Annotated in this window: 18 protein-coding genes and 1 pseudogene; 10 read left to right on the top strand and 9 right to left on the bottom strand. The window is 72.4% G+C overall.

The window, feature by feature from the left end:
* Positions 1-1,521 carry a glycerol kinase GlpK gene (glpK, locus tag ADK64_RS22915; protein ID WP_053661723.1) on the top strand — a complete coding sequence of 507 codons (1,521 nt, stop codon included), beginning with the start codon at positions 1-3 and terminating at the stop codon, positions 1,519-1,521.
* A 123-nt stretch (positions 1,522-1,644) separates the two neighbouring features.
* Here the strand turns inward: glpK and ADK64_RS22910 are convergent, their stop codons facing one another.
* The 4 genes from ADK64_RS22910 to ADK64_RS22895 all read right to left on the bottom strand — a co-directional run bounded on the left by ADK64_RS22910 (position 1,645) and on the right by ADK64_RS22895 (position 6,376).
* Positions 1,645-2,250, bottom strand: coding sequence for a GTP-binding protein (locus ADK64_RS22910; protein WP_053661722.1), 606 nt, complete (start codon positions 2,248-2,250; stop codon positions 1,645-1,647).
* Positions 2,251-2,327: 77 nt separating this feature from the next.
* Positions 2,328-2,723: a DUF742 domain-containing protein gene (locus tag ADK64_RS22905; RefSeq protein WP_053661721.1), complete on the bottom strand. Its 396-nt coding sequence runs from the start codon at positions 2,721-2,723 to the stop codon at positions 2,328-2,330.
* A gap of 21 nt (positions 2,724-2,744) precedes the next feature.
* Complete coding sequence (locus ADK64_RS22900; protein WP_053661720.1) at positions 2,745-3,179, bottom strand: roadblock/LC7 domain-containing protein; 435 nt, start codon at positions 3,177-3,179, stop codon at positions 2,745-2,747.
* On the bottom strand, positions 3,176-6,376 hold the full coding sequence (locus ADK64_RS22895) for a nitrate- and nitrite sensing domain-containing protein (RefSeq protein ID WP_053661719.1): 3,201 nt from the start codon (positions 6,374-6,376) through the stop codon (positions 3,176-3,178). The genes ADK64_RS22900 and ADK64_RS22895 overlap by 4 nt, the downstream gene beginning before the upstream one ends.
* 418 nt (positions 6,377-6,794) lie before the next feature.
* On the opposite strand from ADK64_RS22895, the gene ADK64_RS22890 reads away from it, so the two are divergent.
* Positions 6,795-7,331 (top strand): hypothetical protein, encoded by a 537-nt coding sequence (locus tag ADK64_RS22890; RefSeq protein ID WP_053661738.1) that lies wholly within the window; start codon positions 6,795-6,797, stop codon positions 7,329-7,331.
* Between the two features lie 31 nt (positions 7,332-7,362).
* Here the strand turns inward: ADK64_RS22890 and ADK64_RS22885 are convergent, their stop codons facing one another.
* Genes ADK64_RS22885 through ADK64_RS22875 form a run of 3 tightly spaced genes read right to left on the bottom strand, consistent with a single transcriptional unit; the run spans position 7,363 to position 9,130 of the window.
* Positions 7,363-8,550: an NAD(P)/FAD-dependent oxidoreductase gene (locus ADK64_RS22885; RefSeq protein ID WP_199829695.1), complete on the bottom strand. Its 1,188-nt coding sequence runs from the start codon at positions 8,548-8,550 to the stop codon at positions 7,363-7,365.
* Positions 8,547-8,810 (bottom strand): hypothetical protein, encoded by a 264-nt coding sequence (locus ADK64_RS22880; protein WP_053661718.1) that lies wholly within the window; start codon positions 8,808-8,810, stop codon positions 8,547-8,549. Before ADK64_RS22880 ends, ADK64_RS22885 begins: the two co-directional genes overlap by 4 nt.
* Positions 8,807-9,130, bottom strand: a complete 324-nt coding sequence (locus tag ADK64_RS22875; protein ID WP_053661717.1) for a bifunctional 3-phenylpropionate/cinnamic acid dioxygenase ferredoxin subunit — start codon at positions 9,128-9,130, stop codon at positions 8,807-8,809. The genes ADK64_RS22880 and ADK64_RS22875 overlap by 4 nt, the downstream gene beginning before the upstream one ends.
* A gap of 327 nt (positions 9,131-9,457) precedes the next feature.
* On the opposite strand from ADK64_RS22875, the gene ADK64_RS22870 reads away from it, so the two are divergent.
* From ADK64_RS22870 to ADK64_RS22835, 8 genes and pseudogenes are all read left to right on the top strand, one after another.
* The gene (locus ADK64_RS22870; protein ID WP_199829694.1) at positions 9,458-10,294 is read left to right on the top strand and encodes an IclR family transcriptional regulator; all 837 of its coding nucleotides are present in this window, start codon (positions 9,458-9,460) and stop codon (positions 10,292-10,294) included.
* A gap of 260 nt (positions 10,295-10,554) precedes the next feature.
* A complete protein-coding gene (locus tag ADK64_RS22865; RefSeq protein ID WP_053661716.1) occupies positions 10,555-11,640 on the top strand; it encodes an S-(hydroxymethyl)mycothiol dehydrogenase in 1,086 nt (361 codons plus the stop codon).
* A complete protein-coding gene (locus tag ADK64_RS22860) occupies positions 11,637-14,096 on the top strand; it encodes a GcvT family protein (protein ID WP_053661715.1) in 2,460 nt (819 codons plus the stop codon). The genes ADK64_RS22865 and ADK64_RS22860 overlap by 4 nt, the downstream gene beginning before the upstream one ends.
* A gap of 6 nt (positions 14,097-14,102) precedes the next feature.
* Positions 14,103-14,615 (top strand): annotated as a pseudogene (locus ADK64_RS22855) (FAD-dependent oxidoreductase); the annotation flags it as partial.
* A gap of 11 nt (positions 14,616-14,626) precedes the next feature.
* Positions 14,627-15,757, top strand: coding sequence for an aromatic ring-hydroxylating oxygenase subunit alpha (locus tag ADK64_RS22850; protein ID WP_234384681.1), 1,131 nt, complete (start codon positions 14,627-14,629; stop codon positions 15,755-15,757).
* Entirely contained in the window at positions 15,750-17,216 is a 1,467-nt protein-coding gene (locus ADK64_RS22845; RefSeq protein WP_053661713.1) for an aldehyde dehydrogenase family protein, read from the top strand. The genes ADK64_RS22850 and ADK64_RS22845 overlap by 8 nt, the downstream gene beginning before the upstream one ends.
* Positions 17,217-17,235: 19 nt before the next feature.
* Positions 17,236-18,807: an APC family permease gene (locus ADK64_RS22840; RefSeq protein WP_053661712.1), complete on the top strand. Its 1,572-nt coding sequence runs from the start codon at positions 17,236-17,238 to the stop codon at positions 18,805-18,807.
* A gap of 18 nt (positions 18,808-18,825) precedes the next feature.
* Complete coding sequence (locus tag ADK64_RS22835; RefSeq protein ID WP_053661711.1) at positions 18,826-20,376, top strand: GMC family oxidoreductase; 1,551 nt, start codon at positions 18,826-18,828, stop codon at positions 20,374-20,376.
* A gap of 3 nt (positions 20,377-20,379) precedes the next feature.
* Here ADK64_RS22835 and ADK64_RS22830 read toward each other — a convergent pair whose 3' ends face one another.
* Together ADK64_RS22830 and ADK64_RS22825 are read right to left on the bottom strand one after the other, a co-directional pair.
* On the bottom strand, positions 20,380-25,023 hold the full coding sequence (locus tag ADK64_RS22830) for a hypothetical protein (RefSeq protein ID WP_053661710.1): 4,644 nt from the start codon (positions 25,021-25,023) through the stop codon (positions 20,380-20,382).
* Positions 25,024-25,095: 72 nt separating this feature from the next.
* Positions 25,096-25,974 (bottom strand): hypothetical protein, encoded by an 879-nt coding sequence (locus ADK64_RS22825; RefSeq protein ID WP_053661709.1) that lies wholly within the window; start codon positions 25,972-25,974, stop codon positions 25,096-25,098.
* Positions 25,975-25,982 lie beyond the last annotated feature (8 nt).

Genomic DNA, 25,982 nt, shown 5'->3' with positions numbered 1-25,982 from the left:
ATGACGGACACCGCCGGCACTTACGTCGCCGCCATCGACCAGGGCACCACGTCCAGCCGCTGCATCGTCTTCGACCACGGCGGCGCCATCGTCGCCGTCGACCAGCGCGAGCACCGTCAGATCTTCCCCAAGCCGGGCTGGGTGGAGCACGACGCGACCGAGATCTGGTCCAAGGTGCAGGCCGTGGTGGCCGGAGCGCTCGCCAAGGCCGGGCTGCGCGCCGACCGACTGAGCGCGCTCGGCATCACCAACCAGCGCGAGACGACGGTCCTGTGGGACCGCGCGACGGGCAAGCCCGTGCACAACGCCATCGTCTGGCAGGACACCCGGACCGCCGCCCTGTGCACCGAACTGGGCGGCGCGGACGGCCAGGACCGCTTCCGCGAGCAGACCGGACTGCCGCTGGCCAGCTACTTCTCCGGACCCAAGGCGGCCTGGCTGCTGGACCACGTGCCCGGTCTGCGGGAGCGGGCCGAACACGGCGAGATCGCCTTCGGGACGATCGACTCCTGGCTGATCTGGAACCTGACCGGCGGCACCGACGGCGGCCGGCACGTCACCGACGTCACGAACGCCGGCCGGACCATGCTCATGAACCTGGAAACACTCCAGTGGGATCCCGCCATCCTGGCCGCCATGAACATCCCCGAGGCGATACTGCCGGAGATCCGCTCCTGCGCCGAGGTGTACGGCACGGCGGTGGGACAGCTCGCCGGAGTGCCCGTCGCCTCGGCGCTGGGCGACCAGCAAGCCGCCGTGTTCGGGCAGGCATGCTTCGACGTGGGCAGCGCGAAGAACACGTACGGCACGGGGAGCTTTCTGCTGCTGAACACCGGCGACCGGCCGGTGCCGTCCAAGAGCGGGCTGCTGACGACGATGGGCTACAAGATCGGCGGGGAGGCGCCGGTGTACTGCCTCGAGGGGTCCATAGCGATAACGGGCGCGCTCGTGCAGTGGTTCCGCGACCAGCTCGGGATCATCCGCACCGCCGACGAGATCGAGACCCTGGCGGCGAGTGTCGACGACAACGGCGGCGCCTACATCGTGCCCGCGTTCTCGGGACTCTTCGCGCCCTACTGGCGCTCCGACGCGCGCGGGGTCGTCACCGGCCTCACCCGGTACGTCACGAAGGCACATCTCGCGCGCGCGGTGCTGGAGGCGACGAGCTGGCAGACGCGGGAGGTCGTGGACGCCATGTACCAGGACTCCGGGGTGCGGATCACCACCCTGAAGGTCGACGGCGGCATGACGGGGAACAACCTGCTCATGCAGCACCAGGCGGACGTGCTCGGGGTGCCGGTGATCCGTCCACGGGTGTCGGAGACGACCTGTCTGGGCGCCGCGTACGCCGCCGGTCTGGCGACGGGCGTCTGGAACGACCTGGACGAGCTGAAGTCGCACTGGCAGAAGGACGCGGAGTGGACGCCCGCGATGGAGGCACCGGTGCGCGAGCGCGAGCACCGCAACTGGCGCAGGGCCGTCGAGAAGAGCTTCGGCTGGCTGGAGGACGGTGACGCGTAGGAGCCACGGCGGATCGACTCCACGCGCGCGTGTGGGTGCTCCGCACAGGACCACGGCCCGTACCCCGGTCGGCGGGCGTACGGGCCGTGTCCTGCGGTCAGCCGGCGGCGGCTCGGCGGGCGGTCAGCCGGTGACGGCCTCGTGGCGGTCGGAGGCGTACCGCATCGCGTGCTGGACGACTCCGATGAGCACCTCCTTGACCGACTCGCGGTCCCGCGCGTCGCACAGGACGACGGGTACGTCGTCGTCCAGGTCTAGGGCCTGCCGCACGGTCTCGGCCGGGTAACGGGCCGCCCCCGCGAAGCAGTTGACACCGACGAGGAAGGGGATGGAACGCCGCTCGAAGTAGTCGACGGCGGCGAAGCAGTCCTCCAGGCGGCGCGTGTCGGCGAGCACGACGGCGCCGAGCGCGCCCTCGGACAGTTCGTCCCACATGAACCAGAACCGTTCCTGCCCGGGCGTGCCGAAGAGGTACAGCACCAGGTCCTCGCGCAGGGTGATACGGCCGAAGTCCATGGCCACGGTGGTGGTGTGCTTGCCCTCCACACCGCTGGTGTCGTCGACCGGGCGCCCGGCCTCGGTGAGCAGTTCCTCGGTGCGCAACGGCCTGATCTCGCTGACCGCACCCACGAGGGTCGTCTTGCCCACGCCGAAGCCGCCGGCCACCAGGATCTTGAGCGTGACGGGCTCGACCGGGGGCTTTCCGCGCTCAGAACGCCCGAAGATCATCGGTGTCTTCTCCTGGTTGCTGGGGTCGGGGGACGGTCCGGCCGGCTTGTCATGTCACTGCTTCGCTTCCGTGCCGGTCACAGGGCCCGGAGGCCGTTGATCACATCACGCAGAATGCTCTCGTCGGGCAGCTCGGCCGGGGGCACCGGGCGGGTGACATGGACGAGTTCCGCGTGCACGAGATCACCGATGAGGACCCGGACGACACCGATGGGCAGGTCGATCTCCGCGGCGAGTTCGGCGACCGACTGCGGTTCGTCCCGGCACAGTCCGACGATCGCCACGTGTTCGGGCGACAGCGTCGGATCCGCTTCCGGGTCCCCCGTGTCCGGCTCCGTGACGACCACCGCGATCAGGTCGAGGCGGTGCTGGGCCGGACTCGTGGTGCGGCCACGCGTCATGGCGTACGGACGGACGACCGGTCCGGCCTCGTCATCGAACCAGTGGCTGCTTCCCTGACCGTCTCCGCTCACGCTCACGCTCATGTCATCCCACTACCCGCCCGCGGGCAGATCGGTGCGCGGGGCGGTGCCCAGATGCACGCCGACCCGCTTGACGAGGAGCGTCATCTCGTAGGCGACCTGCCCGACGTCCGAGTCGGCGTCCGAGAGGACGGCGAGACAGCTGCCGTCGCCGGCGGCGGTGACGAACAGGAAGGCGCCGTCCAGCTCGACCACCGTCTGCCGGACGGTGCCCGCGTCGAAGTGGCGGCCCACGCCCTTGGCGAGGCTGTGGAAACCGGACGCCACGGCGGCCAGATGCTCGCCGTCCTCCCTGGTCAGGTCCTTCGACGCGCCCATGGGCAGCCCGTCGCCGGACAGGATGACGGCCTTGCGGATGCTGGCGACCCGGTCGACGAGGTCGTCCAGGAGCCAGTTCAGCTCCCCCTTGTTCGTCGCCGTGTGGCCGGTGGCCTTCGGTGCGGTCATCGACCGTCCCCCTTAGTCGTTCCTGGTGCTGTGCCGTTCCGGGACCCGTCGCCCTCGGCGTTCTCCTCCCGGCCGCGCTGCCAGCCGCGTTGGAGCGAGGCCATCCGGCTGCGGACCTCCTCGGCGTCGCGGTCGGCGGGCCGCTCCGGCCGCTGGGCGCGTCGTACGGCGTCCTGCCTGAGCTGCGGAGCCAGGCTGGCCTGACGCACCCGCCGGGGCAGCGCCCCGGTACCGTCCGGCTCCACGGCCGGCCGGACAGGCCCGTCGCCGGTGGTGAGGTCTGCGGTGCCGTCGGGCGAGGAGCCGTCGGAGCGGGCGAGGTCTGCGGTGTCGCGTGTCGAGGGTACGTCACCACCGGCGAGGGCTCCGGCGCCGCTCGGCGGGGATACGTCGGCGGCCGACGGGAACGTTTCACCGGAGCGGGCCGTGCCGGCGGCGGACGAAGACGCGTCGCCGAGTCGGACCGCGTCGGCGACGGGCGACGACGGGTCATCGGACCGGTACGCATCCACGACAGGCGAAGCCCCGTCGGCGGACCCGGTCGTGTCGCCCGTCGGCAGGGCCGGGCCGCTGCCGGACCGGTCCTCTTCACCGGACAGTTCGGAAGGTCCCGAAGGTGCGGACGATCCGGAAGGTGCGGACGATCCGGAAGGTGCCGTACCGCCGGACGTGCCCGGGTCGCCGGGACCGTCCGCGGCGGTCGCCCTGGGGCGGGTGCGGCGGGGCAGTGCCGGGATCCCGGGGGGCTCGTCGGCGCCGCCGGTGCGGGTCGGTCCGCCTTCCGCCTCGACGCGGTCGGTGAGTTCGCCGGTGCGCCGGGCGGCCGTGCCGCGTCGGCGGGCGGGCAGCGGGGCGAGGCTCCCGGGGTCGGGGCGGCGGGGACCGGCGGAGGGCTGCGCGTCGGGTTCGGCGCGGCGGGAGCGCTGGTCGGTGACGGGTTTGCCGTGCGAGCTGACCAGTTTGGGTGTCTGACGGCGCGGCAGCGGTACGGGTCCGCGGTCGCCGGCCGTGTCACGCGGCAGACGGTCGGCGGACGCGGAGGCCTCCGCCCGGTCGTCGTCGAGGGAGTGGGGGCGGCGGGGCCGGAACAGTCCGCCGCGCTCGCTGTCCTCGTCCGCCAGGACGCCGGGGAAGTCGTCGAGGGCGTCGAGATCGACGGGTGCCTCCAACTCCACCGGGCCGTCGAGCAGGGAGGTCGGCAGGCCGGGCCGCTGCACCGGTGTCGCGGAGCGGCCCGCCGCCTGCCCGACCTCCGGCGCCGGGCGGTCGCGGTCCAGGCGGAAGCCGAGGCCGTTGGTGTCCGGTACGTCGTCGCTCAGCAGCGCGTCGGGGATGAACACGACGGCGGTGGTGCCGCCGTAGGGCGACGGCTGGAGGGAGACCCGGACGTTCTGGCGCTGGGCGAGGCGGCTGACCACGAAGAGGCCGAGCCGGTCGGTGTCGGACAGCTCGAACTCGGGGGTCTCGGCGAGGCGCAGGTTGGCGTCCAGAAGTGCCTCGGCCGTCATCCCGAGCCCCCGGTCGTGGATCTCCAGGGTGAAGCCGTTGGCGACGCGCTCGCCGAGGACCTGGACGGCGGTGTGCGGGGGCGAGAAGACGGTGGCGTTCTCCAGGAGTTCGGCCACGAGGTGCGTGAGGTCGGCGACGGCCGGGCCGGTGACGGCGACCCGCGGCAGCCGCCGTACCTCGATGCGTTCGTAGTCCTCGACCTCGGCCACGGCGGCCCGGACGACGTCCATCAGCTGGACCGGGCGGCGCCACTGCCGGGAAGGTGCGGCGCCGGAGAGGATCACCAGCCCCTCGGCGTGCCGGCGCATACGGGTGGTGAGGTGGTCCAGGCGGAAGAGGTCGGCGAGCTCGTCGGTGTCCTCGGTCCGGCGTTCCATGGTGTCGAGCAGGGTGAGCTGTTTGTGCAGCAGCACCTGGCTGCGGCGGGCGAGGTTGACGAACACCTCCGAGACGCCGGCGCGCAGTTCGGCCTGTTTGACGGCGGCCTCGACGGCGGCGCGCTGGAGGGTGTTGAGGGCCTGGCCGACCTCGCCGACCTCGTTCTTGTCGTACTCCAGGCGCGGCACCTCGGTCTCGACGTCGACGCGTTCACCGGCGGACAGGCGGCGCATCACGCTGGGCAGCCGGACACCGGAGGCCTCGTGCGCCTCCAGGCGCAACTGGCGCAGGTCGCGGATGAGGCTGCGGCCGATCCGGACGGAGAGGACGATGGAGACCAGGAGGGCGATCAGACCGAGGAGGCCCGCGACGGCCGCCTGCAGGATGACGATCATGGCCACTGGGCGGGTACGGTCCTGGAAACGGTCGCCGGCCTGGTCGTCCAGGGTGCCGAGTTCGTCCAGGACGCCCGCCGCGGCGGAGTCCCAGCTCTTGGCGGTGATGCCGCGGGGCGTGCCGGATTCCGCGCCGATGACGGACTGTTCGGCCGTGCGCAGCGGGGCGGTGGCGGCGTTCTTCCAGAAGCGTTCGTAGCGATCGCGCTCGGCGGCGGGCAGCAGCGGCAGGCTGATGTCGTACAGCAGGGTGCGCTGGGCGACGAGATCGGAGATGTCGCGGGTCTCGTCGCGGGTCAGCCGGCCGACGACGAGGGAGGAGCCCAGCAGGGCGTCCTCGCGGGAGAGCAGCTCGCGCGCGCGGGTGACGTTGACCATCGCGCGGGCCTGTTTGTCCATCTCGACGTCGTCCACGCCTTCGAGGGCGTCGAGCAGCGTGTAGCAGGGGTCGACGAGACGGTTGTAGAGGTCGAAGGCCTGGGCACGGTTGACCGTTCCCTGCTCGACGCTGCGGCGCAGGGAGTCGAGCCCGTCGAAGGAGTCCAGGACCGTGGTGAGGCGTTCACCGCCGGCCGCCCCCATGCCGTGGGCGCCGCCGTGGTCCCCGGCGTTCCTGCGGATCTCGGCGACCGCCCGGTCGGTGGCGGTGCGGGTGCGCTGCAGCGCGGACAGCGCGTCGGCGGCGCGGGGGTCGGCGAGATAGACGAGGGTCTGGCGACGTTCCTGCTGCAATGCGCGGACGGTGTCCTCGGCGGGGTAGCCGATGTCCTTCGTGATGTCGGTGGCGTGGAACAGCCGGGCGACCTCACGCCCCGTGAGTACCGTGGCGAAGCCCCAGATGGAGGCCAGGGACACCAGCGGCACGAGAAGCAGCGCCACGATCTTCCGGCGGATCGACTTCCCGCGAAAGCGCATGGCCTCCCCCAGCTCGACCCCCGCCGGACGGGGGTGCACATTGCGTCAACAAACGGCGCGAGCCTACTACCGCCTCACAGTTAACTCGAAGACATGTCCGGAGGGCGAACTTCCGCTCCGTCGGTGAGACATGGCGAGTTGTCCGGGCATTGCGGGAGATTGCCACCGCGTTCAGGTGGCCGCGCCCGGCCCGACCGTGATGTCCCGGCCTGGCGGTTGGCCGGATTTTTGCGTTGGCGGGGAATCTTCAGGCGATCTCGTTCGTCCTTCTCTACGGGAAATGGGGGCGGAATGGGCCACAGGTGCCGCATCCCGCACTCCGGCGGCGTAAAACTGCGCAAGCCGGGCAGCCACTGGGGAGTCGGAGTCCGCAGACTCCGGGGCGAGCGGTCTGCCGGCGGTGGGGAGTGACACGGTGATGGGGACGGCGGGGCAGCGCGAAGCGCCCGAGGAGCGCGTGGCGGAGCGCTCGGCGGCGCGGCGGGGGTACGGGGAGCCGGATCGCGACATTCCGGCGCGCGAGCGGCGCGTCGGGGAGTCCGCAGGCGGTGAACGGCGGCCGGATCACCGGCCGTTGTGGATCGAGGAGCCGGCCCGGCGGCACCCGATGCCCGATCCAGTGCGTACGGCGGCGGTGCGGGCACTCCTGATCATCTCGGTGACGCTGATACAGGCGATGGTGGCCTTCCTGTGCACGATGGCCGGGTCCTGGCTGGCGTTCCCCATGGTGATCAGCAGCGTGGTGAGCACGGTGGTGGCCACCTGGGCGGTGGTCGACGTGTGGGTCACCCGCCAGGTGTGGAGCCAGCGCTACGGCGTGGTCTCCGAGCCCAGCAGCACGGCCCGGGCACTGCGCCGTGAGCGCCGTGCCCGCCGGCGCCGCGAGCGGGCGGCCCTGCGTGAACAGGAGCGGATACGCAGGCGGGGCGGCACCGGTCAGCTGTCCCACCTCTGACCTCGGCCGGCACGGCTCCGCCCGCTCACCGTCACAGCACGGCCGGTTCGGCTCGTGGCCGCTCCCCCCGCCCAAGTTCGCGGCGGGCCTTCATGAAGGCGCGGGGCCGGTCCACTCCGAGGACGGCGACGGTGTGGCCGTCCCGTTCGTAGCGGGCGAGGAAGCCGGCCTCGCCGGGGCCGCCGCCGGTGGCCTCGCCCTCGGTGACCTGGACGGTGTCGCCGACGCGGTACCGGCCTGCGAACTGGATGCGGGAGCCGTACTGATCGGACCAGAAGTACGGCACGGTGCGCGCTGTTTCCAGGGTGCGGCCGGCGAGCAGATTGGTCACGGCCACGCGGGGCTGTTCGGTGGCGGAGGTCCAGTGCTCGGCCCGGGCGCCGCCGACGCGGGCGACGTCGCCGACCGCGACGACCTGGGGCAGGGCCGTCACACAGCCTTCGTCGCACAGCACACCGTCGTGCAGGGCGATCGTGGAGCCGGCCAGCCAGGACGTGTGGGGGGTGGCGCCGATGCCGACGATCACGATGTCGGCGGGCAGGGTGCGGCCGTCGCTGAGGGCGACTCCGGTGACGGCGCCGGTGCCGCGCAGCCCGGCCACGCCGGTGCCGGTGAGCAGCTCCACCCCGCCGCGGCGGTGCAGGGCGGCGCACACGGCGGCCATGTCCGGCCCGAGTTGGGGCACCAGCGGCAGCGCAGCGGCCTCGACCACGGTGACCGCGTGGCCGAGCCCGGCGCAGGAGGAAGCGGTCTCGGCGCCGATGAAACCACCGCCGATCACGACGATCCGGCGGGGTCCCCGGACGAGTTCGGCACGCAGGGCACGGGCGTCCTCCAGGGTCCGCAGCGTGTGGACACCGACGAGGCGGTCACCCGGCAGCCTGCGGGCGGCGGCCCCCGTGGCGATGACGACGCCGTCGGTGGACACCGTACGGCCGTCGCCGAGCAGGACGGTCCGGCCGCGCGGGTCGAGGCCACGGGCGCGGACGCCGAGCAGCCACTCGGCGTCGAGCCCGGCGGTCTCGTCGGCGTCGGCGAGGGCGAGCTGCTCCTCGTCGGCGCGGCCGGTGAGGAAGTCTTTGGAGAGGGGAGGCCGGTCGTAGGGACGGTGGGGTTCCTCGCCGACGATCACCAGTCGGCCGTCGAAGCCCTGGGCGCGCAGCTCACGGGCGGCGTAGAGCCCGGAGAGGGAGGCGCCGACGATGGTCACGGTCCTCATAGGGCACGGCTCCTGGCGTTGACGGCGGGGGCGGGACGGCGGGGGTTCACGTGATCGTGCGGGCCGGGGGCGGGGTTCGGACGGCCGTACCGGCCGAAGGCTGCGTTCCTGGTGCCGTACCGGCCGGAAACGACGCCTCCGGTGCCGTACCCGCCGACCGCGGTACGCGCGCGCCGGCACCGGTCGAGCGTGGTGTTCGGCCGGCCGTCGCGGCGGACGGCGGCGGTCCCGCGGCCGGACCGGCCGAAGGCGGTGCTCATGCGGCCGTGCCCTTCTCGACGGTGAGGTGGACGTGGATGATGCCGTCCTCGACCGTGACGCGGTGGGTGCGGACGGGGCGCCGGGCCGGCAGACAGGTCGGTTCGCCGGTGCGCAGGTCGAAGGACGCGGCGTGCAGCGGGCATTCGACCAGGCAGCCCTCCAGCCAGCCCTCGGAGAGGGACGCGTCCTGGTGGGTGCAGGTGTCGTCGATGGCGTACAGCCCGCCGTCTTCGGTGCGGAACACGGCGACGGGCGGGGTGGTCCCGATGCGGACGGACTCGCCCTCGGGGAGGTCTTCGAGGCGGCAGACGGGAATCACGGGCCCCCCTCTCGGTCCGGGACACTCGGTCCGGGACCTGCTGGATGCAGGCGTCAGGGATGCGGCCGGGAGCCCGGACCTGCGGCGGTCCGGCCCGACGGAGCGATGCTGGAATGCCGGGCCGTCCTCGGTCCGGTCGATCCGGGTGGTTCTGATGTCCCGGGCGGTCCGCACCCTTCCTGGATCCGGACGCTTCGGTAACATGATGTTTCGCATGGCGCACGAGCTAGCGCTATGCGCAACAGAATCCGGGCGGGACGACCGTCGCGTCAAGGGCTTCCCGCAGATGCGGCCCGAACCGGGCCCACAGGTGGTGAGAGTTGAGCCATGACCCGCACGCAGAAGCAGTCTGACCGCACCGAGGAGACCACGCAGAAGCCCAGGGCGCCGGAGCGGCACGGCCGCGGCGCGGCCAGCGCGGTGCAGTCGGTGGACCGCGCCGTGAGCGTGCTGGAGATCCTCGCCCGGCACGGCGAGGCGGGCGTCACCGAGATCGCCGAGGCGCTGGACGTGCACAAGTCCACGGCGTTCCGGCTGCTCGGCGTCCTGGAGAACCGCGGCCTGGTGGCCCAGGCGAAGGACCGCGGCAAGTACTACCTGGGAGCCGGCGTACTGCGCCTGGCGGGGGCGGCGGCAGTGCGGCTGGACATCTCCCAGGAGGGCGTCCCGGTCTGCCGGGAGGTCGCCGACGAGCTGGGCGAGACGGTGAACATCGCCGTGCTCGACGACGACGCGGCCGTCAACATCATGCAGGCCCGCGGTACCGCATCGGTCACCGCGCAGAACTGGCTGGGCAGACGTACCCCGCTGCACGCCACGTCCAGCGGCAAGGTACTGCTCGCGCACATGCCGCCCACCCTGCGCGAAGGCCTGCTGGCGCGGTCGTTGCCGCGGTTCACGGACCGCACGGTCACCGGCGCGGGAATGCTGCGCGCCGAGCTGGAGGCCGTGATCGAGCAGGGGTACGGCGTCACGATCGAGGAGCTGGAGCTGGGGCTCGCCGCCGTAGCGGCACCGGTGCGCGCGCACGACGGCAAGGTGATCGCCGCGATCAGCGTCTCGGGGCCGGTGTACCGGCTCAATCCGGACCGGCTGCCGGAGGTGGCGAAACGGACGGTGGCAGCCGGGGCCGAACTGTCCCGCCGGATGGGCTACGGCTTCTGACGGAGGGCTGGCGGACACCCCCGACGAGATCCGGGCGCACGCACGAGAGGCGTTCACAGCAGACGCGCAGCGGCGCGGAACCGGGACGTTCCCGGTCCCGCGCCGCCGTGCGTCCGGGGCATGTGTCCGACAGGTTTCGCCCCCCGGATGCCTTTTGCCAAGGGTTAACGCGCACCCCTTGACGGCCCCGTGACGCCGTTCTCAGTATGTTCCCCATCGCGCAACCCATCGTGCAATGCGCAACAGCAGAGGAGCTTGTCGTGCCACACGAGGTCCGTGCCGTAGTTGCCGTCAAGAAGGGCGCACCCGTCGAGGTGCGGACGATCGTCGTCCCCGATCCGGGCCCCGGCGAGGTCCTGGTCGACGTCCAGGCGTGCGGGGTGTGCCACACGGACCTCCACTACCGGGAGGGCGCGATCAACGACGAATTCCCGTTCCTGCTGGGCCACGAGGCGGCCGGCACGATCGAGTCGGTCGGAGCGGGTGTCACGGATCTCGAGCCCGGCGACTATGTGGTGCTGGCCTGGCGGGCACCCTGCGGCAGTTGCCGTTCCTGTCGCCGGGGCCGGCCCTGGTACTGCTTCGACTCCCGCAACGCCGCGCAGCCCATGACCCTGCTGGACGGCACCCCGCTCAGCAACGCCCTCGGCATCGGGGCCTTCGCCGAGAAGACGCTGGTCGCGGCAGGTCAGGCAGTGAAGGTCGACCCGGCCGCGCGCCCCGAGGCGGCCGGTCTCATCGGCTGCGGGGTGATGGCCGGTTACGGCGCGGCGGTCAACACCGGCCAGGTGGGCCGCGGTGACTCGGTCGCCGTCATCGGCTGCGGCGGGGTCGGCAACGCGGCCATCGCGGGCGCCTGCCTGAACGGCGCCATGAAGGTCATCGCCGTGGACATCGACGACAGGAAGCTCGACCAGGCGGAGAAGTTCGGCGCCACCCACACCGTCAACTCCCGGGGCACGGACCCGATCGAGGCGGTGCGGGAACTCACCGACGGCCACGGTGTGGACATCGCGATCGACGCGGTCGGCCGGCCCGAGACGTTCCAGCAGGCCTTCTACATGCGCGACCACGCTGGCCTGCTCGTCCAGGTGGGCGTCCCGTCCCCCGAGATGAAGGTGGACCTCCCGCTGATCGACGTCTTCTCGCGCGGCGGCGCGATCAAGTCCTCGTGGTACGGCGACTGTCTGCCGAGCCGGGACTTCCCCTTCCTGATCGACCAGTACCTGTACGGCCTGCTCGACCTCAACGCGTTCGTCTCCGAGACGATCGCCCTGGACCAGGTCGAGGAGGCGTTCGGCAAGATGCACCGCGGTGAGGTGCTGCGCTCGGTGGTGGTGCTGTGAAGGCCCCCGGGAATCGCCCCCGTACCTCCCGCGTCGTCGTCATCGGTGCCGGCATCGTCGGCTGTTCCCTCGCCGACGAGCTGACCGCCCGCGGCTGGACCGACGTCACCGTCCTCGAACAGGGTCCGCTGCCCGCCCCGGGCGGCTCCACCTCCCACGCCCCCGGGCTCGTCTTCCAGACCAGCCCCTCCAAAACCCTCACGGAGTTCGCGCGGTACACCGTCGAGAAGTTCCGTTCCCTCGACGTGGACGGCGTCTCCTGCTTCCACCGGGTCGGCGGCCTCGAACTCGCGACGACTCCCGAGCGCCTGGCCGACCTGCACCGCAGGGCCGGTTACGCCGCCGCCTGGGGCATCCGCGGCGAGATCGTCGGCACCGCCCGCTGCAAGGAACTCTGGCCGCTGCTGGACGAGTCGGTCGTCCTCGGCGGACTCCACACTCCCGACGACGGCCTCGCCAGGGCCGTGCTCGCGGCCCGCGCCCAGATGGACCGGGCCACCGCGCGCGGCGCCCGCTTCCTGGACCGCCACACCGTCACCGGCATCGAGCAGCACGGCGGCCGGGTCACCGGGGTCGTCACCGACCGGGGTGCCTTCCCCGCCGACCACGTCGTCTCCGCGGCCGGCTTCTGGGGGCCGGTCATCGGCCGCATGGCCGGCGTCGACGTACCCCTGCAACCTCTCGCGCACCAGTACGCGAGGACGCAGCCGCTCCCCGAGCTGGCCGGCGCCACGGCCGAGGCCTCCAGGCCGATCCTCCGTTTCCAGGACCGCGATCTGTACTTCCGCGAGCACACCGACCGCATCGGCATCGGCTCGTACGCGCACCGGCCGTTGCCCGTGGACCCGTTCGCCGTCCCGGCCTACGACGCGGCGCGTGCCCGGGACATGGAGATGCCGTCCTCGTACCCGTTCACCGCCGAGGACTGGGCGCCGAGCTGGGAGGACTGCCGCGAGCTGCTGCCCGCCCTGCGCGATGCGCAGATCGAGACCGGGTTCAACGGGGTGTTCTCCTTCACCCCGGACGGCATGCCGGTCCTCGGGGAGGCGCGGCGGCTGCGGGGGTTCTGGCTGGCCGAGGCGGTGTGGGTGACGCACTCCGCCGGAGTGGCGAAGGCGGTCGCCGAATGGATGGTCGAGGGGCGGCCGTCCGTCGACGTGCACGAGTGCGACCTCACGCGGTTCGAGGAAGCGCAGCGTTCACCGGCGTACGTCCGTGAGCGCGGTTCACAGCAGTTCGTCGAGGTGTACGACGTCCTGCATCCGCTCCAGCCGATGCAGCGGCCGCGCCCGCTGCGGGTCAGTCCCTTCTACGCCCGTCAGCAGCAACTCGGCGCCTTCTTCCTGGAGGGCACCGGCTGGGAGCGTCCGCACTGGTACGAGGCGAACGCCCCGCTCGTGGACGCCCTCGGCGACCTCCCCGAGCGCGATGCCTGGTCGGCCCGCTACTGGTCGCCGATCGCCGCCGCCGAGGCCCGGGCGACCCGCGAGCAGGTCGCCCTGTACGACATGACGCCGCTGCGCCGCCTGGAGGTGACCGGCCGCGGCGCCCTCGCCTTCCTGGACCGCATGACCAGCAACAACCTCCGCAAGAAGCCCGGCGCGGTCACCTACACACTCCTGCTGGACGAGACCGGGGGCATCCGCTCCGACCTCACCGTCGCCCGCCTCGCCCCCGACCGCTTCCAGGTCGGCGCCAACTCCCCCGCCGACCTGGACTGGCTGCTGCGCCACGCGCCTGCCGACGTGGGGATCCGGGACATCACCGCCGGCACCTGCTGCATCGGCGTGTGGGGGCCCCTGGCCCGTGACCTCGTCCAGCCGCTGACCCGCGACGACTTCTCCCACGCAGGCTTCGGCTACTTCCGGGCGAAACAGACGTACGTCGGGCACGTGCCGGTGACGGCGATGCGGCTGAGCTACGTCGGCGAGCTGGGCTGGGAGCTGTACACCACCGCCGACCTGGGCCTCAGGCTCTGGGACACGCTGTGGGAGGCGGGGCAGCACCTCGGCGTGATCGCCGCGGGCCGCTCCGCGTTCAACTCCCTGCGGCTGGAGAAGGGTTACCGCGCCTGGGGCACCGACATGACCGACGAGCACACCCCGTTCGAGGCGGGCCTCGGCTTCGCGGTGCGCGGGGACAAGGAGGACTTCGTCGGCGGGGCGGCACTCGCACGGGCCGAAGAGCCCGTCCGCCGGCTCACGCCGCTGCTCCTCGACGATCCCGCCGCCGTGGTCCTCGGCAAGGAGCCCGTCTATGTCGGCGGCCGTCCGGCCGGCTACGTCACCAGCGCGTCGTACGGCTACACGCTCGGCCGCTGTGTCGCCTACGCCTGGTTGCCGGCCGGTCTCACCGCCGGGACCGGCGTGCACGTCGAGTACTTCGGCGAGAAGGTGCCGGCCACGGTCGCCGACGAGCCCCTGTTCGACCCGGAGATGAGCCGGATCCGTCGCTAGGAGGCGCCCGTGTCACCGTCTTACGACGTCATGTACTGGTTCCAGCCGAAGGGCGGCACCGGGCCGTTCGTGCCGGACCACCATCCGGTCTGCCTCGGGGAGGACGAGGCCGGCGTCCGGGTGTACGGCTTTCCGGCCATCGACGGGCCCGCACTCGGCGCCAAGGTCGCCTTCTTCAGGAACGGCCCGGTCACGACGCCGGAGACGATCGACCGGACGGTGCACGAGGACGAGGTCCGGGCCATGGCGGATCAGATGTCCCGGTGCATCCCGGATCTGCCGGGCACCTTCCTGAAGGCCGCCACCTGTAGGTACACCACCACCACGGACGAGCACTTCGTGACCGCCCGACACCCCGTCCACCCGGAGTCGGTCACCGTGGCCGGCGGGTCCTCCGGGCACGGCTTCACGTTCGTGCCGGCCGTCGGCGAGATCCCGGCCGATCTGGCACTGACCGGCTCGACCGCCCACCCGATCGGCCTGTCCGACCCCGCCCGCCTCGCCGCCGCGCCCGCCTGAGGAGCCCGCCCGTGACGACGACCCCGACCTCCCCGAGCCTCATCGCGACACTCCCGGGCCGCTACTACACCGACCCGGAGATCTTCCGGCAGGAGCAGGAGAAACTCTTCGAATCCCTGTGGTTCTGCGCGGTCCGCAGCGCCGACCTGGACCGACCGGGAGCCTTCCGTACGGTCCAGGTGGGCCGCGAGAGCGTCATCATCACCCGCACGCGCACGGGTGCGCTGCGCGCCTTCCTGAACGTGTGCCGGCACCGGGGCGCGCGGCTGTGCACCGAGGAGTCCGGCGAGGTGCGCCGCAGTCTGCAATGCCCGTACCACGCATGGACGTACGACCTTGACGGCAGGTTGATCGCCGCGCCCAACTTGATCAAGATGCCGGACATTGATCGAGTCGAGTACGGATTGATCAAGGTGTCTCTGCGTGAATGGCTCGGCTACGCCTGGGTGTGCCTGGCCGTCGAACCGCCCTCCTTCGAGGACACCGTGATGTCCGCGGCCGTGGAGCGGCTCGGCGACGCCGCCGCCATCGAGCACTACGGCACCGAGCGCCTGGCCCTCGGCAAGCGCGTCACCTACGACGTACGGGCCAACTGGAAGCTGATCGTCGAGAACTTCATGGAGTGCTACCACTGCGCGACCATCCACCCCGAACTCACCGAGGTGCTCCCGGAGTTCGCGGACGGGTACGCCGCCCAGTACTACGTCGGCCACGGCGCGGAGTTCGGCGCGCAGATCAAGGGGTTCACGGTCGACGGCAGCGCGGGCTTCGCCAAGCTGCCCGAGGTCGGGCCCGACCAGGACCGCCGTTACTACGCGATCACCGTCAAGCCGACCGTGTTCGTCAACCTCGTCCCGGACCACGTCATCCTGCACCGCATGTTCCCGCTGGCCGAGGACCGCACGGTGGTGGAGTGCGACTGGCTGTACGCGCCGGAGGTGGTGGCGTCGGGCGCGGACGTCGAGAAGTCCGTGGAGCTGTTCCACCGCGTCAATGTGCAGGACTTCCAGGCGTGCGAGCGCACCCAGCCGGCGATGTCCTCGCGCGCGTACCGCGACGGCGGGGTGCTGGTTCCCAACGAGCATCACATCGGGATCTTCCACGAATGGCTCCGGCACCGGCTGGGAGACGCCCATGCCTGACCTCTTCATCGACGGCACGTGGCGCGGCGCCCTGGACGGGCGCACCCGGGAGATCCGCTGTCCCGCCGACGGCTCCCTGGTCGCCGTCGTGGACGAGGCCGGCGGCAAGGACACCGTGGAGGCGATCGCGGCGGCCCGGCGCGCCTTCGACACGGGCCCCTGGCCACGGACACCGGCGACGGAGCGCGGCGACCTGCTGCTGCGGGTCGCGGACCTCCTCGTCCGCGACAAGGACGCCCTGGCCCGCGCCGAATCTCTTGACACCGGCAAGCGACTGGTGGAGAGCCGGTACGACATTGACGATGTGGTCAACTGTTTCCGCTACTTCGCGCGGCTGGTCGCGTGCGAGACCGGCCGGGTGATCGACACCGGCCGCGCGGACGTCGACAGCCGCGTGGTGTACGAACCGGTCGGCGTCTGCGCCCTGATCACGCCCTGGAACTATCCGCTGCTCCAGACGGCGTGGAAGGTCGCTCCGGCCCTCGCGGCGGGCGATACCTTCGTGCTGAAGCCGAGCGAGCTGACCCCGCACACGGCGATCCACCTGCTCCGGCTGCTGGCGGAGGCCGGGCTGCCGCCGGGCGTGGCCAATCTGGTGCTGGGCGCCGGTCCGGAGGCGGGCGCTCCGCTCGGCGACCATCCGGACGTGGACCTTGTCTCCTTCACCGGCGGGCTGCACACCGGCCGCCGGCTGATGGCCGCGGCGGCCGGGACGGTGAAGAAGGTCGCGCTCGAACTCGGCGGGAAGAACCCCGACATCGTCTTCGCGGACGCCGACTTCGAGGCCGCGGTCGACATGGCACTGACGGCGGTGTTCCTGCACTCCGGACAGGTGTGCTCGGCAGGGGCCCGGCTGCTGGTCGAGGACGCGCTGCACGACCGGTTCGTGGACGAGATCGTGCGGCGGGCCCGGCGGATCCGGCCGGGCGGGCCGTTCGACGACCGCGCGCAGACCGGGCCGCTGATCTCGGCGGCCCACCGGGCGAAGGTCGAGGCCTACGTGGCCCGGGGGATCACGGAGGGCGCCGTGCTGCGCTGCGGCGGCGCCCGGCCCTCCGGACCCGGCTTTGACGAGGGTTTCTACTACCTCCCGACCGTCCTGGACGACTGCGCGAGCGGTATGTCGGTGGTCCGGGAGGAGTCGTTCGGACCGGTGCTGACCGTCGAGCGGTTCACCACCGAGGAGGAGGCCGTGCGGCTCGCCAACGACACGGTCTACGGCCTCGCGGGCGCCGTGTGGACCGGGGACGAGGCCCGCGCCGCCCGGGTCGCGGCCGGGCTGCGGCTCGGCACGGTCTGGATCAACGACTACCACCCGTATGTGCCGCAGGCCGAATGGGGTGGTTACAAGCAGTCCGGCTTCGGGCGGGAACTCGGACCGGCGGGGCTCGCCGAGTACCGCGAGACGAAGCACATCTGGCGCACCACCGCGCCGGCACCGCAGGGCTGGTTCGACTGACGGCCAGAGGAGTCCGCTGATGACAGCCACGAAGCAATCGCCAGGCCCGCACGACCACGACGACGCCGAACTCGCCGAGTTCGGCTACCGACCCGAACTCAAGCGCACGCTCGGCAATTTCCACACCTTCGCCGCCGGGATCAGCTACATCTCGATCCTGACCGGCACCTTCCAGCTGTTCTACTTCGGCTACGGCAGCGGCGGACCGGCCTACTGGTGGTCGTGGCCGATGGTGTTCGCCGGCCAGTTCGCGGTCGCCCTGTGCTTCGCCGAACTCGCCGCCCGCTACCCGGTGGCCGGCTCGGTCTACAACTGGTCGAAGAAGATCGGCAACGCCCACCTCGGCTGGCTGGCCGGGTGGATGATGTTGATCGCGTCCATCGTGTCCATCGCGGCGGTCGCGCTGGCCTACCAGTTGACCCTGCCGCAGATCTCATCCACCTTCCAGTTCGTCGGGGACGGTACCGGCAAGTACGACGTGGCCACCAACGCGGTCGTCCTGGCCACCGTGCTGATCCTGTTCACCACGCTGGTCAATGCGTTCGGCGTCAAGTTGATGGCCACGATCAACACGGCGGGCGTGTTCATCGAGTTGATCGCCACCGTCGTACTGATCATCCTGTTCGCCGTCCACATCACCCGCGGCCCGCAGGTCGTCCTGCAGACCAACCACACCGGCGCGGGCTACTCGACCGGCTATCTCGGCGCCTTCCTGGTGGCCTCGCTGGCCTCGGCGTACGTCATGTACGGCTTCGACACCGCCGCCTCGCTCGGCGAGGAGTCCCTCGACCCGTCCCGGAACGCCCCGCGCGCCATCATCCGGGCGATCGTCGCCTCCTTCGTCCTGGGCGGACTGGTGCTGCTCCTGGCGCTGATGAGCGTTTCCAACCTCAAGAGCGGGAAGCTCTCCACGGACGGTCTGCAGTACGTCGTGCTCGACGTGCTCGGTCCGACGGCCGGCAAGGCGATGCTGTGGTGCGTGCTGATCGCGGTCACGGTGTGCGCGCTGGCCGTGCACACGGCCGCCATCCGGCTGGCGTTCGCGATGGCCCGGGACAACAACCTGCCGGCGTCCTCGCTGATGGCCCGGGTCAGCCCGCGCTTCCAGACCCCGGTGCTGCCGGCCGTGATCATCGGCGTGCTGGCGCTGGCGATCCTCGTGGTCAACATCCGCCAGCCGCAGATCTTCACGGTCGTCACCAGCATCGGCATCATCATGATCTACCTCGCCTATCTGGGCGTCACCGCACCGATGCTGGTGGCCCGGCTGCGCGGCACCTGGCGGCCGGCGGGCCAGGGCAGGTTCTCCCTGGGCCGATGGGGACTGCTCGTCAACATCGTCGCGGTGGTGTGGGGCGCGGCCATGACGATCAACCTCATCTGGCCGCGCGGGGCGGTCTACAACGCGAGCGCGCCGTACCACTGGTATCTGCGCTGGGGCGCGGTGCTGTTCGTCGCGGTCATCGCGGGGGGCGGCTTCGCGTACTACTGGTTCGTCCAGCGCCACCGCACCGGCGTGCTCGCCGAACACCGCCTGGAGGCCACGTCCACGGCCCCGTCGAGTCCCCTCGCCGCCCCGGCGGCCGACTGATCCCGGCAAGGAGGTCACATGAGCATCGATGAGTTCGACTACGTGGTGGTCGGCGGCGGCACGGCGGGCAACGTGGTGGCGGCGCGGCTCTCCGCGGACCCGTCCGTGACGGTGTGCGTCCTGGAGGCGGGCCCGAGCGACGTCGGCGACGACGACGTCCTCAGACTGGAGCGCTGGATGGGGCTGCTGGAGTCCGGCTACGACTGGGACTACCCGGTCGAACCGCAGGACAGCGGCAACAGCTTTATGCGGCACGCGCGCGCGAAGGTGCTCGGCGGCTGCTCGTCGCACAACTCCTGCATCGCCTTCTGGGCACCGGCCGAGGACCTGGACGACTGGGCGGCCCACGGCTGCACGGGCTGGAGCGCGGCCGACCTGTTCCCGCTCTACCGCCGGCTGGAGAACAACGACGCGCCCGGCGGTCACCACGGCCGCACCGGCCCGGTGAAGCTGCGCACGCTGAAGGGCGGGGACCCGTGCGGCGCCGCCCTGCTGGAGGCGTGCGCGCAGGCCGGCATACCCACGGTCCCGTTCAACACCGGTACGACGGTGGTGCGCGGGGCCAACTGGTTCCAGATCAACTCCGACGAGAACAACACCCGCCAGTCCTCATCGGTCGCCTATCTGCACCCGGTGATGGGAAAACGTCCGAATCTGGACATCCGCACCGGGGCGCGGGCGAAGAAGCTGGTGCTGGAGGGCCGACGGTGCGTGGGCGCCGAGTACCTGGACCCCGACCTGGTGCACACCCGCACGGTACGGGCCCGGCGCGAGGTGATCGTCTCGTGCGGCTCGATCGACTCCCCGAAGCTGCTGATGCTGTCCGGCATCGGACCGGCCGGGCAGTTGCGCGAGGTGGGCGTGGAGGTCGTCGTCGACTCCCCCGGTGTCGGCGAGAACCTCCAGGACCACCCCGAGGGCGTGATCATGTGGGAGGCGAAGCAGCCCATGACCACCACGTCGAGCCAGTGGTGGGAGGCGGGCATCTTCTACGACACCGAGCCCGGCCTGGACCGGCCCGACCTGATGTTCCACTACGGCTCCGTGCCCTTCGACATGAACACCGCGCGCTGGGGCTACCCCACCTCGGAGAACGCGTTCTGTCTGACGCCCAATGTGACGAAGGCGAAGTCGCGCGGCACGGTTCGGCTGCGCACCCGGGATTTCCGGGACAAACCGAAGGTGGATCCGCGGTACTTCACGCACGAGCACGATGTGCGGGTGATGACCTACGGGCTGAGGCTGGCCCGCCGTATCGCCGCGCAGCCCGCGCTCGGCGGCTGGACCGGCGCTGAGCTGGCGCCGGGTCCGGACGTGCGGACGGACGACGAGCTGCTGGACTACATCCACAAGACGCACAACACCGTCTACCACCCGTCCTGCACGGTGAAGATGGGTGCCGACGACGACCCCTCGGCCCCGCTGGACCCGCGGCTGCGGGTCAAGGGGGTCGAAGGACTGCGGGTGGCCGACGGGTCGGTGATGCCGGACCTGATCGCCGTCAACCCGTGCATCACGACGATGATGATCGGCGAGAAGTGCGCGGACCTGCTGAAAGAGGACGCGTGACCCTCACACCTGCTTCTTGAACATCCTCGTCGCCGTGATCTCGCTGTGCACCGCTTCTCCGGCCCGGGGCTGCTGCGGCAGCCCGGGCCTGAGGTGCTCCTCCACGCTGATGTACTTCAGGCCCGCCCTCAGGTCGGCGTCGTTGCGCAGGCGGATGACCAGCGGGAACTCGGCGAGCGCGGTCGTGTCGAACAGCCCGGTGGTGTACAGCAGCTGCACGCCGAGGGCGTCGGACACGGCCCGCTGGAGTTCCAGCAGGTACGTCGCGTTGGCGCGGCCGATCGGATTGTCCAGGAACAGCGTGCCGGCGTGCCGTTGCTTGTCCCTGCCCCGGTCATTGCTGCGCAGTGCGGCCATCGTGCAGTACAGCGCGATGGCCGCGGTGAGCAGCTGACCCCCGGAGAACACGTCGCCCATCTGGCCGACGGGGACCCGCTCGGCGCGCAGCACGGCGTCGGGCTTGAGGATCTCGACCGCCACGCCCTTCGGCTGGAGCGCGGCGGCGGTGCCCCGCAGCAGCAGGGACATGCCGTCGCGGCGCAGGTCGGAGTTCTTCTTCACGGCCGCGCGCGTGGCCTCGTCGATGACCTCGCCGAGGCGTTCGGTGAGCGTGGCCTGGTTGGGTTCCTCGAAGCGGATGCGCAGGAACTCCTGCCCGGACCACTCACCGAGCCCCTCGGGCAGCCGGGAGAGCCGCTGGGCGGAGCGCAGCGTGGCGAGGGCGGATTCGACCAGCCCGCGCAGCCGGTCCACGATCGACTCCCGGTTGCGCTCCAGCTGCGCCAGCTCGTCGGTCAGGACCCGCAGTCGGGGCGCGAAGGCTTCGGCCCACTTCTGGGCGTGCTCGGGCAGTGCGGCGGCGGGCAGTTCACGGATCTGCTGCCGGGCGGGGGTGCGGACCTGCTCGTAGCGCGTGGAGTTGGCGTGCCGGACCAGGACGTCGCTCGCCTCGCGGACGGCCGCCTCGGCGGCGGACAGGTCGGCGGCGCAGCCGCGCAGCGAGCGGCGGGCCTCGGCCGCGGAGTGCCGGGCCTCCTCCAGGCTGCCGGGGTACGGCTCCGGCTCCTCCTGGTCCTCCTCCGGGACGTGCTCGCGCAACAGGTCACGGAGCATCGCGGCGATCTCGTCGAAGCCGCCGGCCGCGTCCTCGGCGGCCCGGTGCGCGTCCAGCAGCTCGGCGTGCGCCTCGCGGGCCTCCGCCAACGCCTCGGTGCGGGCCGTGAGTTCGGCTGTCGCGGTGCGCAGGAGCGCCTGCGCGTGCTCGGCGTCGCGCGGGACGAGTTCGTCGGCCAGCTCGGTGTGTGCCTCGCCGTCCTCGGGCGCGTGCCGCTCGGCCTCGCCACGCAGCCGGCCGAGCTGCTCGCTCGCGGTGGACATACGGGTCTCCAGGAGCTGCACCAGCTCCTCCGCGCGCGCGGCGGCCGCCTGCCGGGAAGGACCGTCGGAGCCGTCGGGCGACTCCAGCAGCTGCTCGGCGCGGGTGCGGACCTTGTTGCTGAGCCGGTCCAGCTCGGCGCGGGCGGCGCTCTCGTCGCTCTCCGCGCGCGCCTGCTCGGCACGCAGGTCGGCACCGACACCGACCTTCTCGTACACCTGTGAGGCAGCCCGGTAGGCCTCGCGGAGCGCGGGCAGGGACGCCTTCGGGGCGTCCGCGCCGTCCTGCGGTACGTCGTCGGGGGCGCCGGCGATCTCGGAGCGCTCGGCGCGCAGCGCACGGGCGGTGCGACGGGCGTCGTCGGCGGCGCGCTGGGCGGCGCGGCGGTCCTCGTCGGCGGCCCGGGCACGGTCCAGGCAGGACTGGGCGCGGGCCTCGGACTCGGCGGCGTCATCGGCCAGTTCGCGCAGCTTGACCTGCCAGCCGGCGCGCTCGCGGAGCCGGAAGGCGAGGCCGGCGAGGGCGTCGGCGGCACGGCGGGCCTTCTGCGCGGCCTCCTGACGCTCGTCGCGCACCTGGGCGGCCTCGGCGGCGGCCTCGTCGGCCTCCGTGCGCGCGGAGCGGGCCTCGGCCAGTTCCGCCTCGGACTCCTCGGCGAACGCGCGGGCCTCCTCGGCGGCCCGCGCCAGTTCGATGAGACGTCCGGCGGGGCATCCGGAGCGCCAGGAGGCGAGCCGGGCGGCCAGTTCACGGTCCTTGCCGAGCCGCGCGGCCAGGGTGCGGATCTCGTCGTCGCGCTCGGTGGCCCGCGCGCGCAGCGCGTGCCGCTCCTCGTCGGCGGCGAGTTCGTCGTGCATGGCCGGGTTCGGCGGTACCAGGAAGACGTCACCGGAGGAGGCGTCGGCGGCCGGGGGCGGAGCGAGCAGGGCTGCGGCCGTGCCGACGGCCACGGTGGAGCGGGGCAGCAGGGCGGCGGCGCCGAGGGTCTCGCGGGCACGCGCGTGCGTGTCCGGGTCGGTGATGATCACGCCGTCGACCAGTTCCGGCCGGGCGGCGAGCACGCGCGCGTGGTCGGCGGGATCGACGGCCTGCGCGAGATAGCGCCAGCCGGGCAGGGCGGGGATGCCGTGCTCGCCGAGGAACTCCACCGTGGCCAGCACGTCCGGGCCGGGCGGCAGCAGCCCGCCGTCGCCGAGCGCGCCGAGGATCCGGGCGTCGTCGGCGGCCGCGGTGCGCAGTTCGAAGAGGTGTCGTTCGGCGGTCGTCACGGCGTCGTCGAGGAGTTCGCGCAGCTCGTCCGCGAAGCGGTCGAGTTCCTCGGCCAGGAGGGGGCCCTCGGTGGCGGAGCCCGTCTCGGGGGCGGAGCCCCCCCGCGTGTCGTCGTCCGCGTCGGTCCGGGGGCCCGGCACCCGCGCCCGGCCCGGCGTACCCGGCAGGCTCAGCAGTTCGGCGAGCCGCTCCTCGGCGGCCAGCGACTCGGCGAGCCGCTGTTCGGCCTCGTGGGCCCGTCCGGCCGCCGTCGCCGCATCCGCCGCGCGGGCCGCCGTCAGTTCCGCGCGGGACTCGGCGGAGGCCGCCTCGCGCGCGTGCTCGGTGACCTTGCGGGCGGCCTCGCGGGCCGCGTCCCAGGCGGCCACGGCGGTCTTCTCGGCGTCGCTGGCGGCGAGCGCGGCCCGGGCCGGGTCGGCGTCCGGGGCGCTGTCGTCGAGCCAGCCCGCGCGGACCGCCTCCGCGGTCTCCTGCTCGACCTCGGCGAGGCGCTGGCGCAGGTGTCCGGCCTCACTGCGGGCACGCTGCGCCTCGGTGGCGGCGCTGGTGGAGTCCCGGTGGGCGCTGTCGCCGGCCTCCTGGAGAGCGGCCGAGCGTTCCTCCCCCTCGTTGGCAAGGGTCTCGGCGCTCTCGGCTGCCGCGTGCAGGGCCCGTACGAGATCCACGGCGGCCTTGGCGCGGGCGGCGAGCGCGGGCGCGGCGTCCCGCTCGGCCTCCTGGATGGCGGCGGAGACGCGCGCGACACGGTCGGCGGCGGCGCGGTGCCGCAGCGCGGCCTCGGCGGCCTGCCAGGCGGAGTGCAGGGTGCGGGCGTCGGCCAGCTCGCGCTTCTGCGCGGCGGCGGACTTCTCGGCGGCGGCGAGCGCCAAAGAGGCGTGCCGGTAGGCGAGTTCGGCGGCGATCAGGGCGCTGCGCTCGCGCGCGCCCTCCGAGTGGGTGACGGCGTACGCGGCGGCCGTCACGCGCTGCGCGAGGTCGCCGGCCCGCACCCGCTCCCGCACCGCGCGGGCCGACAGCCGCCGGGCCAGCGTGCGGGTGCGGCGCTCGGCGCCGGCGTGGACGTCACGCGCGCGTGAGCGCGCCTCGGCGGCCTCGACGATCCGGCCGAGCAGGTCGACCGACCCTGCGGTGAAGTCCCGTTCGGCGATCAGCTCGGCGCGCCGGCCGAGCTTGTTGCCGAAGCCGCTGACGAGGTCCGCGAGACCGTCGGTGTCCCGGGTGTCGGTGACCGCGCGCAGCAGCAGGTCGGTGAAGTCGGAGTCCTTCTTGACCGCGAAAAGGCCGGCCGCCTCGCCCTCGTCGGCGTTCATCTCCCGCTGGTAGCGGAAGAGTTCGGGGTCGAGGCCGAGGTCGCCGAGGTGCTCGATCCAGCGGTCGTGGATCTCCTCCCAGTGCACCTCCAGGTGCGGGTAGGCCTTGCCCGCCTCCATGAGGGCGTCGCGGAAGCCCTTCATGGTGCGGCGCCGGCCCTGGGCGCCCGAGGCGCCCTCGACGGGCGGCCGTACGGCGGTGGACTCGGCGACCGGCAGGTTGTCCAGGCTCAGGCCGGGGCCGGGCCGGAAGGAGTACCAGGCCTCGGCGAACTTGCGCGGGTCGTTGGAGACCTGCCGTCCGCGCCACTCGCTGGCCTTGCCGACGACGACGCACTCGCCGGTCTGCACATGCTGCCACTCCAGCGCCACGTGCCCGCAGTCGTCGGCGAGCAGGAACTTGCGCAGCACGCCGGAGCTGGCGCCGCCGAGGGTGTTGCGGTGGCCCGGCAGCATCACCGAGAAGATCAGCTTGAGCAGGACGGACTTGCCGCCGCCGTTCTCCAGGAACAGCACGCCCGCGGGCGCGGGCCGGCGCGGCGGGCCGGACGGCTCCTCCTCGAAGAACTCCGCCTGCGTGGGCGCCGGGTCAGGCACGGGCTCGCCCACGCCTCGCAGGTCAAGCACGGTGTCGGCGTAGCGCGCACCGGCAGGACCGATGGAGTAGAGGCGGACCCGGGACAGCTCGTACATGGCGGACTCTCGTAAGTCTGGTGAAAGGTGCGGTGGTTCAGGAGCTTTTGGGGCGGGGCGCCCCTGGGAGCGTCAGGAGTGGAACGGCAGTCCGGCGTCGGCCACCAGCTCCAGGTCCGCGGTCTCCTCGGCCGGCATCAGGCTGGCCGTGCCGTCGGTCACCGGGACGACGCCCAGCTCGAGCAGTTCGGCCATGGCGGCGGTGCCGGCCATGTCGCGGACCTGGAGCTGGTAGCGGGCCGTGGTGCGGTAGGTGCCGCCGCTGTCGTCGCCGGTGCGCTGCAGGAAGCCCGATTCGGTGAGGAACGCCAGGGCCTTCGCGACGATGCCGGTGGTGGAGGCGGCCGGCCGGCGGGCGTCCTTGGTGGCGCCGGTGGCACTGCGTCTGGCCCAGATCCGCCAGGCGGCCTCCAGGTCCGGCGCGTCGGTCGCCGGGTCGGTGTTCTCGCCCTGCTCCTCGGCCCGCTCCTCCAGACGCCGGCAGGCCTGCCGGACGAAGGCGTCGACTCCGTTGACCGTGACGCGGCCGATGTAGGAGTCGTCGGCCAGGTCCTCCGGGCGCGGGAACGCCAGCGCGGCGACGGCGAGATGGGCGAGCCCGTGCAGGAAGCGGTCGCCGGCGTCGGCGGCGGTGCGACGCGCGTAGTCGCCCATGCGGACGGCGAACACCGAATCCTCGGCGGCCGTGACGGCCATCCCCGCGCGCGGGGACACCTCCAGCACGACGAGCCCCAGCCCGGCGGCGACGGCGTCGGCGAGCCGCGCGAACGCCGGGTCCTCGCGGTACCGGCGCAGCAGTTCCGTGTACTCCTGGTCCCGCGCGGGCTGCAGTTTGGGCTGCAGTCCGAAGGCGACGAGCCGCGCCGCGTCGGCGGCGTCGGCGGGGGTGACGGCGGAACCGGCCGGCGCGGCGGCGGGCTCGGGCTCACTCCGGTCGACGTGCTCGGTCACGGTTGGGG

Origin of the sequence: Streptomyces sp. MMG1121 (assembly GCF_001280015.1) — a bacterium.
GTDB lineage: Bacteria > Actinomycetota > Actinomycetes > Streptomycetales > Streptomycetaceae > Streptomyces.
Note: the sequence above shows the minus strand (reverse complement) of the source record. Positions and strands in the feature narration are given on the sequence as shown.